Raw genomic sequence first — 11,357 nt, 5'->3', positions numbered from 1 at the left:
CGAAGCACCACTCGAACCATTCTCCCGTACCCTTCGATGATTTTTTCGAAGCACCACTCCGACCAGCGGTACAGGCGTCCCCGTTCGGATTCGGGACGATGCCGCAGGATTCTGGCCGCCATCATCGGAGTCAGCGTCAGGGACACAAACGCCGAGAATATGATCGTCACCGCAAGAGTCACGGCGAATTCGCGGAAGAGTCGGCCGACAATGTCTGCCATGAAGAGCAGGGGAATCAATACAGCGATCAGCGAAACTGTCAGCGAGACAATCGTGAATCCGATTTCGGCGGAGCCCTTGAGCGCGGCTTCCATGGGCGTGTCACCCATTTCAAGATAGCGCGTGATGTTTTCGATCATCACGATGGCGTCATCGACGACAAAACCGGTAGAAATCGTCAGCGCCATCAGAGAGAGGTTATCCAGGCTGTAGCCCAGCAGGTACATGACCCCGAACGTACCCACCAGTGACAGAGGCACGGCGATGCCGGGGATAACCGTCGCCGACGCGCTGCGCAGGAAAACAAAAATAACGAGTACGACCAGAATCGTGGTGAGTATCAGCTCGAATTCTACATCCTTGACGGAGGCGCGAATCGTGGTGGTACGGTCGCTGATGATCTCGACATGAATTCCTTCCGGCAGCGATGCTTCGATTTGAGGCAGCAGCGTTTTGACCGTATCGACGACGCTGATGATGTTGGTTCCGGGCTGCCTCTGAATATTCAGAACGATCGACTGGTCGGCGTTCACCCATGCGGCCAGTTTGGTGTTCTCAGCCCCGTCGATGACTGTGGCGACGTCGGAAACGCGAACGGGTGCGCCATTGCGGTAAGCGATGATGATCGGCTTGTACTGGGACCCGGCCTGGAGCTGGTCGTTATCGTTGATCGTCCATGCCTGATCCGTACCGTCGAAACTGCCCTTGGCCTGATTCACATTGGCGCTGGCAAGCGCCGTTCGCAGGGATTCGAGACTCAGACCATAAGACGCGAGAGCCGTCGGATTTGCCTGCACCCGGACTGCCGGCCGCTGGCCGCCGCTGATGCTGACGAGTCCCACACCCTTGAGCTGCGAAATTCTCTGCTGGATGCGTGTTTCGACCAGTTCTTCGATTTTCGGCAGCGGTACCGTTTTTGACGTAATGGCGAGCGTCAGAATCGGCGCATCGGCCGGATTCGTCTTGCTGTAAATCGGAGGGACCGGCAGATTATTGGGAAGGAACGATTGCGAGGCGTTGATGGCCGCCTGCACCTCCTGCTCGGCCACGTCGATGTTGAGATCCAGCGAAAACTGCAGCGTAATGAGCGAACTGCTGAAGGAACTGATCGACGTCATTTGCGTCAGTCCGGGCACCTGGCCGAACTGCTTTTCGAGAGGCGCTGTGATCGACGATGTCACCACCTCCGGACTTGCGCCGGGATAAAAAGTCTGGATTTGTATGGTCGGATAGTCAACCTGCGGCAGCGCGGACACCGGCAACTGCTGGAAACCCGCGAAGCCGACGAGGATGATGCCGGCCATCAGCAGCGATGTCGCCACGGGCCGGAGGATGAAAGTTCTGGACGGACTCATTGCCCCGAACTCCCGTTCGCTCTGCGGTCCCCCTTCTTTCCGGTCTTGCCATCGCCCTTCTTGAATCCGCCGCGGCCGTTTCGTCCGCTTCCTTGTCCCGCAGTCGGGTCATAATCGGGAGGATTTTCCAACTCTCCGGCTTTCCGAACCCGGACCACGGCGTTTTCAACGAGCCGGTCCGTACCGTCGACAACGATCTGATCAGCCTCCGTGATACCGCTTAGAATGTCGGCCTTGTCTTCTGTCGTTATTCCGACCTTGACCGGCTTGATGTGCACCCTGGAATCCTGATCGACGACGTACACAAACGTACCCTGCTGGCCGTTCTGAACGGCAACGTTCGGGATTACCAGCTGATTCGTCAAAGTATCCACAAGCAGGCGGACATTGACGAATTGCTGCGGGAAGAGCGCATTGTCTTTGTTATCGAAAACAGCTTTCAGCCGGACCGTCCCCGTTGAGCTGTCGATCTGGTTATCGAGGGTCACCAGCATGCCGGAAGCGAGTTTTTTGGACTTGTCCCGGTTGTATGCATCGACCGGCAGATGTATACCGGTCCGCAATTTCTGCGTGACTGCCTGAACGCTGTCTTCCGGGACCGTAAACAGCACAGATATCGGCTGAAGCTGGGTGATCGTGATCATCCCATTCTGGTCGGAAGCGTGAACGATGTTTCCGGGATCGACGACGCGGAGGCCGACAACCCCGGTGATCGGGGCCGTAACCTTGGAGTACGTCAAATTCAGATTGGCGCTTTCAATGTTGGCCTGGTCCTGTTTGACGACGGCTTCGTCCTGCGCGACCAGTGCCGTCTGAGTATCCAACTGCTGGGCAGGAATGGCGTCGGTTGCGACAAGCCCCCTGTAACGCTCCAAGTCTTTTCTTGCATTCGCGAGTATGGCGGAGTCACGCGCCAGCGTAGCCTGGGCCTGGTCGAGCTGAACCTGATAGGGCCGCGGATCGATTTGGACCAGTTCCTGGCCTTCCCGGACAAAATCCCCTTCGTTGAACTCCACCTTCATGAGCTGGCCGTCAACCCGGGATTTCACGGTTGTCGTGTAATAGGCGGTGACGCTCCCCAGACCATCCAGGTAGACCGGGATGCTGGAACGCCCCACTTTCGTTACAACTACCGGCACAGGACCCAGGTTTCCTCTCCCGCCCCCCCTGCCGCCGCCTTGGCCTTGTTGTCCGGTATTCGTCGGGTGGCCCGCACTCCAGACGGCATAGCCGGCAACACCGGCGATGATTAAGAAGAAAGTCGCCCAGACCAGCGCCCGCTTCCTGGCCTTCCGTGGAGGCGCCGCGGGTTTGTGCGGGTCTTGATACGATCCGGGGATTAGCGATTCAGGGCCTTTGGTTTCAGAGAGTTTAGTGCTTGTAGTCATACGAACAACCTATTGAATTTAAAAGGGGGTCATTATAGCTGATTCGAAGGCGACTGTCAGAAAAAACAGATACTTAAGGGCCCTTGATCGACAGACGTTTGAGCCTGCCTCGGGCCTTGACAAATCGCCCTAGAGAGATGACGGCTATACCTTTCTCTGCCGGCGTGACCAGACCTCAAATCTGGAAACGCCAACACCTTACTTAAAATGACTTACGCGGGCAAGGCCCTTAAAGTTACGTGAGTTGATCCCCTGTCGGCCGCATCGTGAAATGTCAGTACGGAAGGGTGTTTTTCGAGGATGGAACGCACCATTTCGCGTTGTACGCCGATCCCGCGGCCATGAATAATCCGGACTGCCGTGTAACCGCGCTGTACCGCCTGATAGAGGTATTCCTCCACGACGATACGAATTTCGCGCGGCTGGAACGTATGGAGATCGATGGAGTCCCCGATCGGAACCTCGTGCATCCGATGCAGTATAATAGTTTGCTATTTTATGAAGTTCTACGTCCGAACCTACGGCTGCCAGATGAACGTGGCTGATTCCGACGAAATGGGCCGCCATTTGAAGGCTCACGGGCTGGTGGAGACCCAGGATCCGGAAGAAGCGTCGATTCTCCTGGTGAATACCTGCACCGTTCGGCAGCATGCGGAGGATCGCGCTTTCTCCGAGGTCGGGCGCTTGAAGCGCTGGAAAGCCAGCCGGCCTGGCCGGAAGCTCGTCGTGACGGGCTGCGCCGCGGAACGCACGAAGGAGTATCTGGAAGATCGTTTCCCGTTCGTTGACCTTGTGGTCGGCGCCAAATCCATCGAAGACTTTGGACAGATTGCTGAACGTCTTCTCGAGCGGCGCGAGACCGACGAGGAACTGGACTACGCGAATCCCGCAGTCGGCGACAAAGTCGCGGCGTTCGTAACGATCATGCGGGGATGCAACTACTCCTGTACCTACTGCATCGTACCGTATGTGCGCGGCCGCGAGATTTATCACCCGATGGATCAGATTCTTGCGGAGACCGCCGGCCGCGTCCGGGAAGGCGCCCGCGAAATCATGCTGCTCGGCCAGACCGTGAATTCCTACAGGCATGGACAGCATCGCTTTGGTGATTTGTTGAAAGCGGTTTCGGGCGTGGACGGCGTCGAGCGGGTCCGATTCATCAGCCCGCATCCCTATTACATGACCGGCCCGGTGGTCGAAGCAATGGCGGCGGTGCCGCAGGTTTGCGAGTCGCTGCACTTGCCGGTTCAATCGGGTTCCAATGCCATGTTGAAGGCGATGGCGCGCAATTACACACGGGAGCAGTATGCCGAGCTCATCGGTAACATGCGGAAAGCCATGCCCGAAATGACCATCAGCACCGATATCATCGTGGGATTTCCCGGTGAAACGGAAGACGACTTCCGCCAGACCCTCTCGCTAATCGAAGAGCTTCAGTTTAACTGGGGATTTATTTTCAAGTATTCCGGCCGCGACGGGACAGCGGCCGCGAATCTCGAATGCCTACCTGAGGAGCTGATCGAAGAACGGCATCAACGCTGTCTGGAACTCATTGAGCGCATTGCCATCGAAAAGCGGTCCAGACTTCTGGGCACGCTTCAAGAGGTTCTGATCGAGGAAGACAACTTCGGCAGGACCCGAACGAATTATAGAGTTCACGTTGGCGGAAACATCATGCAAGGCGAACAAGTGCGCGTGCGCATCACCAATGCCCAGCGCGCGACGCTGCAAGGAGAATTGGACAATGGCGACCTTACTTTCGAGAATTTTCGGGAAAAAGACAGCTGCGGCAGCGCCCGCGCCTGAAAACGACGATCTGGACATTTCCGCCCTTAAGCCGCTGATGCAGCCGAAGGCTGCCGTCAGCACGGACCCGAAAGATCTTTCCGGCGTCTGGACGATGCAGCAGGTGACGACGGTTTTTCCCTCGGCTCAGCGCGCCCTGTTTCAGAAGTACCACGTCGGCGGTTGCAGCAGCTGCGGGTTCCAGCCCACTGATACGCTGGCCTCGGTCGCAATGAACCATAACCTGGACGTGAACGAGCTTGTCGACCACATCAAGCAAAGTGAAGAGACGGAACGCGACCTCGAGATCACGCCGCGCGAGACAGCAGAGCTGTTGAAGGCCGGGAAGATCAAGCTGCTCGATGTGCGGACGCCTGAGGAATATGCGATCGCCCGGCTCGAAGGCAGCGTTCTCGCGGATCAGGGCGTCGCCCAGGAAATCATGCAGACATGGCCCAAAGAGACGGCGATCGTCACGATTTGCCATCATGGCGTGCGCAGCCTGGACGCTGCCGCGTACCTCCGCGGACATGGCTTCGCGAATACGAGAAGCATGATGGGTGGAATCGATGCATGGGCCGCGCAGATCGATTCGTCCATTCCACGATATTAGCCAGCGGCTAGATTTCGATCTCCAGCAGGTCGCGGCCTGTGGTGATGTTTTCAAACACACCACGGGCTGCATCGCGAATCTCCGCCAGCTGCCGTCCGTCGTAGCGTGAGCTGAAATGCGTCGCAATGAGGCTGCCGGCCCTGGCTTCCCTTGCAACGCGTGCGGCATCTTCCATCGTGGAATGTTTGCGTTCGCGGGCCATGTCGACCGCCTCGGGGCCGAAAGTCGTTTCGTGGATCAATGCCGTGCATTTATCCGCTAATTGAATCGATCGTTCGGAGAACTGGGTATCGAGACAGTAGGCGACGGACTTTCCCTCGCGCGCGCCGCCGAGAACCATTTCCGGAGTGATGACCCTTCCGTCATCGAGCTTGACGCTCTCCCCATGCTGGAGTTTCCCGTACACCGGCCCGCGCGGAATTCCCAGTTCCTGCGCCCGCTCGAGGTTGAAGATGCCGGGCTTGCGCTTCTCTTGAAACCTCCATCCCAGGCAGAAGATGGAATGGTCGAGCGGAAGCGCATCGACGTAGAACTCTTCCTCTTCCACAACGCGCCCCCGGTAACCGCGGGGAAACTCCTGAACGGTCACTTTGAATGAAAACTGAAGCTCGGACGTCCGGAAGGCCGCGTTGAGAAACACCCGAAGTCCCTCCGGGCCGAAGACGTTCAGAGGCGTTTCCCTGCCGTCGAGATGCAGCGTGCTCAGCAGGCCCGCGATGCCATACAAATGGTCTCCATGAAGGTGGCCGATGAAAATCGAATGGATGCGGCTTCGCTTGACGCCGGATCGCATCAATTGCAGTTGCGTACCCTCGCCGCAATCGAACATAAAGACGTCGCCTTCTCGAATGAGCACTGTGCACGAAAGACCGCGCGTCAGTGTGGGGACAGCGGAACTGGTTCCGAGCAAGACTATTTTCATGGTGACGATCTTATTTGAACATCGCCTTGAACACGTAACCGGCGAGTTGCGGGTTCTCGTGTAAACGGCGGACGGAGTAAGCGTACCAGTCGCGGCCAAAGGGAGTATAGATGCGAACTTTGTGGCCGGCCGCAAGAATGATATCCCGCAACTGATCATCAACGCCGAGAAGCATCTGGAACTCGTAAGCCTCGGGCGGCAGCTTCAGCTCCCGGATAATGCGGAATGCTTCCCAGACCATGAGTTCGTCGTGAGTGGCGATGCCCACGTAGGATCCTTTTCGCAGCAGCCGCTCGAGAATGCAGGCGTAGTTGCGGTTGATGATCCGCATGTCGCGGTACGAGATTCCGCGTGGTTCGACGTAAACGCCTTTGCACAATCTGTAGTTGGGTTTCAGCTCCTCGAGCGAAGCGACATCGTCGAGCGTCCGGCGGAGATAAGCTTGAATCACGATGCCGACGTTGGAATGATTGTGGCGCAATTCACGATAGATCCGCAGGGTTTCGGAGGTGCAGGAGGAGTCTTCCATGTCGATCCGGACGAAATTGTTCAACTCTTTCGCGCGGCGCAGGATCCGGTTGATGAGCTCGAGGCAGGTCCGCGGATCGATTTTCAACCCAAGCTGTGTCAGTTTGACCGAAATCGTGGAATCGATGCGGCGCGTTGCGATCTCTTCCAGAAGATTCAAATATTGTTCGCTGGCCGTCGTGGCCTGATCCAGGCGATGAATATCTTCACCCAGGATGTCGAGAGTGCCTCGAATGCCCCGCGCATTCAGTCCGGCCACGACCTGCAGAGCTTCAGCGGTCGTTTCGCCTGCGATATAGCGGTTGGCGACGCGGCGGACGATGCTTTTCGGCACCAGCGGAAGAGTGCGGGCGATAAAGTGATTCAGCAGGCTCATAGCTGGAAAAATGGGGACGCCGGATAAAAGGCGCCCCCATTTTCGATGCTGCTTAGTTATTCAGCCGATGAAGCAGGGATGCCTGAGTTTCAGGAATACCACCGCTTTCGACAATAAAGCCCTTCAAAAATGAATCCTGTAATTTGCGGAAGGTGGTCACAGATCCTTTGGTGTTGAAGATGGCGAACAACACCGGCCCGTGGTCCCGTGTGTAGGCGATTCCCGCGAGTGTGCTGACTCCGCCATCGGTTCCCGGCAAGGTGCCGGTCTTTCCGATGACGGCGCCCCGGTATTCGTCTCCTTTGAAACGTTGTGCCAGCGTCCCGGCGTCGACGCCGGCGACGGGAAGAATATCATCGGGCCGCAGATTGTTCAGATTCAGCCAGAACACGAGTTCCCGAAACAGTTGAACCGTTGCGCGGGGTGTTATACGGTTGTAGTCCAGCCCTGACGTGTGCGAGATTGCGATCTCGCCCGGACTGATGTTGAGTTCCTTGATCAGGAACTGCTCAACACCTTTCGGGCCGCCGACCGCTTCGCCTGTTCGTTCTGCCGTCTGATTCACGCTGTGTTCGTTCTGGTAAAGCAGGATTTCGCGAAGGCTCGATGAAACGTGGCTCGCGATTTTCGTGCCTTGTGCAGTTCCGCCATTGACCGTTTCGTTGAATCTTATTCCGGCCCGTCGCAGCGATTGGGCCAACCCTTTCGTTGCTTTATCTGTCGTGTAGAACATGCCATAGGTAAATGGTCCGGTTACAACAAGATTGCCATTTACATGGGTGATGCCTTCCCGCACGACTTCCCGGACAAGGCGCGAGACGTCAATGGACGTCAGGACCGGATCACCGGTGGACTGGAACACCAGGTTTCCGTTTAGCGTCCGAGTTTTCTTATTGATAGCACCGTCCATATAGAAAGCGGTCTCGAAGTGGTATTCGGGACCGAACCTGGAAAGGGCGGCAAAGGAAGTTGCGACCTTGATCACGGAGGCGGGATTGAATCCCACGTTGCTGTTAAGTTCGGCAAATACGCTGTGGCCATCCAGAGATTCGATCAAAAGCCCTTGTGTATCAAGGCTGAACCCCCGAAGGGAGAGTTGGTTCAGGTAATTCGACTCGCTGACGCTGGCCAGCCGTACGGCCGGATTCTGGTTTTCCGCACTCGCTGCGACGCTTCGGGAGGTCGTCTCCTGCGCCAAGGCGGGGCCGAAGATCAGTAAAATCAAACAGATGGGCGAAAAGAAGTGCTTCTTCATTTGGAAAACGCGAGTAGTTTGCCAGAAAAATTTACAAAATTGAAGTGCACAATTCGAAAGAAATTTTCAAACAGGTGTATTTTTCGCACTCTGTATTTCTCCTTACAGTAGAGGACACTTTTAAAAGGGGTAAGTTCGAATGCTTATAATCAGTCGAAAAAAAGACCAAAAGATCATTCTCGCCGACGACATCGAGATCACAGTTCTGGAAGTTGGTAGAAATCGAGTCCGGTTCGGCATTAAAGCACCCAAACATGTCCCTATCCATACTCGGCTGAAGACGTCTCTGGTCCCAGAAGATCAGACGCAAGTCGCTGAAATTGGAAACCAAACATCACCATTTGAGGGCTTGCCCGCGGCTGCCGGACTTGCCAAGCGGCATTAGCCGAGTCGTAAAGAGCAAATTGCCTGCCACCGGGCTCCTTGACTTTAACTGGCATAATCCGTATAAGTTGCGGGACTCATGGCTATGAAGGCGAAACTTAAACCGAAATCTGCAAAAAAGGCGGCGAGCCGAACTGTGGTGACCGCTAAGTCGATTCGTTTGAAGGCGAAACCTGCGAGGGCCGCTTCCCGGAACGGATCTAAACCAGCCGCCAAAACATCGGCACCCCATGCCAGAAAACAGGCAAAGGTGGAAACCCGCCGGACTCCGGCTGCAATGACTGCCGCTTCCCGCGCTTCCACACCCGAACGGGTGCGCTCGAAGCATTTTTCCAGCGCCGTCGAGGCATATGAGGCCGCGCTCAAGCTGATGCATGCCGAGCAGTTTGAAAAAGCAATCCGGCATTTCGAAAACCTGATCGGCCAACATCCTGAGGAACCAGAGATTCAGGAACGGGCCAAGATGCTGGTTCATGCCTGCGAAAAGAAGATTCAGGAGAAGGCCAGAACGGTCCTGAGCTCGGCTGACGATCACTACAACGTCGGGATTGGCGACCTCAACCGCCGGGAACTCGGTTCGGCCATCGAACATCTCCAGCACGCGCTCAAACTGACACCAAAGGCAGACCACGTCCTGTATGCGCTGGCCACAGCTAACGCTTTGCAGAGAAACCGGGATCAGGCGCTTCACCATCTCAAACAATCGATCCATTACCGGCCGGAGAACCGGTTTCTGGCTGCGCGCGACGCCGACTTTGAATCGCTTCACGACGACACCGACTTCAAGCAACTGGTAACGACGTCAGAGAAGTGAGTTCCCGTAAGCCCAGAATCGTCTCCATAGGCGGCGGAACCGGGCTTTCCACTCTTTTGCGGGGCCTGAAAGAATTCGAGTTGGATCTGTCCGTTATCGTTACCGTCACAGACGACGGCGGCAGTTCCGGACGGCTACGCGAAGAACTTCACGTCCTGCCGCCGGGCGATATCCGTAACTGCATGATCGCTCTGTCTGAAGACGAACATCTGATGTCGCATCTCTTCCGCTTCCGCTTCAACAGCGACGGCGGACTGCACAATCACAGTTTCGGAAACCTGTTTCTGACGGCAATGGCAGGCGTGACCGGGGACTTTGCTGTCGCCGTTCGGCTCACATCGGAAGTGCTTGCCATTAAAGGAGTCATCTACCCGTCTACCAATTCCAATGTGCAGTTGAGGGCCGAGCTCGAAGACGGATCCTGGGTCGAAGGCGAAACCCGCATCACGGCCCAGCGGAAACGCATCCGGCGTGTCCAGCTGGACCCGCCCGATGCCCGTCCACTGCCGGACGCCCTGGAAGCAATCGCCTCCGCGGATCTGATCACCATTGGTCCGGGTTCGTTGTATACCAGCCTGATTCCAAATATGCTCGTCCAGAAGGTTATCGGCGCTGTCCGCGCTTCAGGGGCGATGAAAATCTATATTCAAAATATCATGACTCAGCCCGGCGAAACGGATGCTTATTCCGCGGCCGATCATGTTCAGGCATTGGCGGAACATTGCGATGGAATTCTGTTTCCCAATATCCTGGTGAACAGCGCCGTGCCTTCGGCCGAAATGCTCAAACCATACGAAGCCGAGAGCGCCACTCTCGTGGAGATAGACCGCGAGCGGCTGGCCGGGTTTCGCACGAATATCGTGGAACGCGAGTTGCTTACTCAAGACGGGATGATCCGTCATGATCCACATCGGCTTGCGCAGGCAGTCATGGAGATTGCTAACCTGTAAAATCTCACTTTATGGACACTCTTCGAGTTTTGATTCTTGCCGCCGGCAAGAGCACCCGGATGAAATCGAAATATGCCAAGGTGCTTCACCGCGCCGGCGGCCGCGCCCTGATCGAACATGTCGTGGCGGGCGCCCGCGCTGTTTCTCAGGATATTTTTGTGGTTGTCGGGCACTCGGCCGAACAGGTGAAAGCCGCTGTTGCGGGCGTGACATTCGTCGAACAGAAGGAACAGCTTGGGACGGGGCACGCCGTGCTTGCGGCACGGGAAAGCTTTTCGGGTTATGCGGGCGATGTTCTCGTGATGCCGGGGGACGTGCCGCTCATCACTCCCCGTTCACTCGAAGAATTCATCAGGTTTCATCGTGACGGCGGCTATCAGGCTTCGGTCCTGACCGCGGATATCGAGAATCCCGCCGGTTATGGACGCATCGTGCGGCGCGACAATCGCGACCTCGACTCCATCGTCGAGCATCGGGATGCATCCGCCGAAGTCCTGAGGATTTCCGAAATCAATTCGGGAATCTATGTCTTCAAAGCTCCGGCGCTTTTCGAATCGCTCGCGCGTCTTCGCAATGACAATGCGCAGAAAGAGTATTACCTGACGGACGTTATCCAGATTCTCGCGCGCCAGAAACAGAGAGTTGGGGCATTCGAGACGAAGTCCGCCGAAGAAATCCTCGGTATCAACACGCGGCAGGAACTGGCGGGTGTGGACCAGATCATCCGCAGGAAGAAGTGCACCGCGTTGATGGCCGAGGGAGTGACGA

13 protein-coding genes are annotated in these 11,357 nt (G+C 56.5%); 6 read left to right on the top strand and 7 right to left on the bottom strand.

Going from position 1 to position 11,357, the window contains the following annotated elements:
• From VGK48_09930 to VGK48_09920, 3 genes are all read right to left on the bottom strand, one after another.
• On the bottom strand, positions 1 to 1,574 hold a 1,574-nt coding region (locus VGK48_09930), incomplete at its 3' end, for an efflux RND transporter permease subunit (protein ID HEY2381483.1).
• On the bottom strand, positions 1,571 to 2,962 hold the full coding sequence (locus VGK48_09925) for an MdtA/MuxA family multidrug efflux RND transporter periplasmic adaptor subunit (GenBank protein ID HEY2381482.1): 1,392 nt from the start codon (positions 2,960 to 2,962) through the stop codon (positions 1,571 to 1,573). The genes VGK48_09925 and VGK48_09930, both read right to left, overlap by 4 nt.
• A 212-nt stretch (positions 2,963 to 3,174) precedes the next feature.
• Positions 3,175 to 3,432, bottom strand: coding sequence for a Smr/MutS family protein (locus VGK48_09920; GenBank protein HEY2381481.1), 258 nt, complete (start codon positions 3,430 to 3,432; stop codon positions 3,175 to 3,177).
• Positions 3,433 to 3,460: 28 nt separating this feature from the next.
• Here VGK48_09920 and miaB point away from each other — a divergent pair, with 28 nt between their 5' ends.
• The gene (gene miaB / locus VGK48_09915; protein HEY2381480.1) at positions 3,461 to 4,768 is read left to right on the top strand and encodes a tRNA (N6-isopentenyl adenosine(37)-C2)-methylthiotransferase MiaB; all 1,308 of its coding nucleotides are present in this window, start codon (positions 3,461 to 3,463) and stop codon (positions 4,766 to 4,768) included.
• A complete protein-coding gene (locus tag VGK48_09910; GenBank protein ID HEY2381479.1) occupies positions 4,707 to 5,360 on the top strand; it encodes a rhodanese-like domain-containing protein in 654 nt (217 codons plus the stop codon). Before miaB ends, VGK48_09910 begins: the two co-directional genes overlap by 62 nt.
• A gap of 7 nt (positions 5,361 to 5,367) precedes the next feature.
• Here the strand turns inward: VGK48_09910 and rnz are convergent, their stop codons facing one another.
• From rnz to VGK48_09895, 3 genes are read right to left on the bottom strand one after another with little or no spacing between them, the layout of a single operon-like run.
• Complete coding sequence (rnz, locus tag VGK48_09905) at positions 5,368 to 6,282, bottom strand: ribonuclease Z (protein ID HEY2381478.1); 915 nt, start codon at positions 6,280 to 6,282, stop codon at positions 5,368 to 5,370.
• Positions 6,283 to 6,292: 10 nt separating this feature from the next.
• The gene (locus VGK48_09900) at positions 6,293 to 7,186 is read right to left on the bottom strand and encodes a proline dehydrogenase family protein (GenBank protein ID HEY2381477.1); all 894 of its coding nucleotides are present in this window, start codon (positions 7,184 to 7,186) and stop codon (positions 6,293 to 6,295) included.
• 52 nt (positions 7,187 to 7,238) lie between these two features.
• Positions 7,239 to 8,441 (bottom strand): D-alanyl-D-alanine carboxypeptidase, encoded by a 1,203-nt coding sequence (locus VGK48_09895; protein ID HEY2381476.1) that lies wholly within the window; start codon positions 8,439 to 8,441, stop codon positions 7,239 to 7,241.
• A gap of 139 nt (positions 8,442 to 8,580) precedes the next feature.
• On the opposite strand from VGK48_09895, the gene VGK48_09890 reads away from it, so the two are divergent.
• Positions 8,581 to 8,826: a carbon storage regulator gene (locus VGK48_09890; GenBank protein HEY2381475.1), complete on the top strand. Its 246-nt coding sequence runs from the start codon at positions 8,581 to 8,583 to the stop codon at positions 8,824 to 8,826.
• 44 nt (positions 8,827 to 8,870) lie between these two features.
• Here VGK48_09890 and VGK48_09885 read toward each other — a convergent pair whose 3' ends face one another.
• The gene (locus tag VGK48_09885) at positions 8,871 to 9,128 is read right to left on the bottom strand and encodes a hypothetical protein (protein HEY2381474.1); all 258 of its coding nucleotides are present in this window, start codon (positions 9,126 to 9,128) and stop codon (positions 8,871 to 8,873) included.
• Between the two features lie 10 nt (positions 9,129 to 9,138).
• On the opposite strand from VGK48_09885, the gene VGK48_09880 reads away from it, so the two are divergent.
• The 3 genes from VGK48_09880 to VGK48_09870 form a co-directional block, all read left to right on the top strand.
• Positions 9,139 to 9,639 (top strand): hypothetical protein, encoded by a 501-nt coding sequence (locus tag VGK48_09880; protein ID HEY2381473.1) that lies wholly within the window; start codon positions 9,139 to 9,141, stop codon positions 9,637 to 9,639.
• A complete protein-coding gene (locus tag VGK48_09875) occupies positions 9,636 to 10,589 on the top strand; it encodes a gluconeogenesis factor YvcK family protein (protein ID HEY2381472.1) in 954 nt (317 codons plus the stop codon). Before VGK48_09880 ends, VGK48_09875 begins: the two co-directional genes overlap by 4 nt.
• Positions 10,590 to 10,600: 11 nt before the next feature.
• Positions 10,601 to 11,357 (top strand): NTP transferase domain-containing protein (locus tag VGK48_09870; GenBank protein HEY2381471.1); only part of this gene is annotated, 757 nt, incomplete at its 3' end.

The organism is Terriglobia bacterium (genome assembly GCA_036496425.1).
Classification (GTDB): Bacteria; Acidobacteriota; Terriglobia; order 20CM-2-55-15; family 20CM-2-55-15; genus 20CM-2-55-15.
Note: the sequence above shows the minus strand (reverse complement) of the source record. Positions and strands in the feature narration are given on the sequence as shown.

Bases quoted from the DNA above. Each gene is read 5' to 3' on its own strand.
- VGK48_09925 (HEY2381482.1), bottom strand. From the start codon at position 2,962: ATGACTACAAGCACTAAACTCTCTGAAACCAAAGGCCCTGAATCGCTA.
- VGK48_09920 (HEY2381481.1), bottom strand. From the start codon at position 3,432: ATGCACGAGGTTCCGATCGGGGACTCCATCGATCTCCATACGTTCCAG.
- miaB (HEY2381480.1), top strand. From the start codon at position 3,461: ATGAAGTTCTACGTCCGAACCTACGGCTGCCAGATGAACGTGGCTGAT.
- VGK48_09910 (HEY2381479.1), top strand. From the start codon at position 4,707: ATGGCGACCTTACTTTCGAGAATTTTCGGGAAAAAGACAGCTGCGGCA.
- rnz (HEY2381478.1), bottom strand. From the start codon at position 6,282: ATGAAAATAGTCTTGCTCGGAACCAGTTCCGCTGTCCCCACACTGACG.
- VGK48_09900 (HEY2381477.1), bottom strand. From the start codon at position 7,186: ATGAGCCTGCTGAATCACTTTATCGCCCGCACTCTTCCGCTGGTGCCG.
- VGK48_09895 (HEY2381476.1), bottom strand. From the start codon at position 8,441: ATGAAGAAGCACTTCTTTTCGCCCATCTGTTTGATTTTACTGATCTTC.
- VGK48_09890 (HEY2381475.1), top strand. From the start codon at position 8,581: ATGCTTATAATCAGTCGAAAAAAAGACCAAAAGATCATTCTCGCCGAC.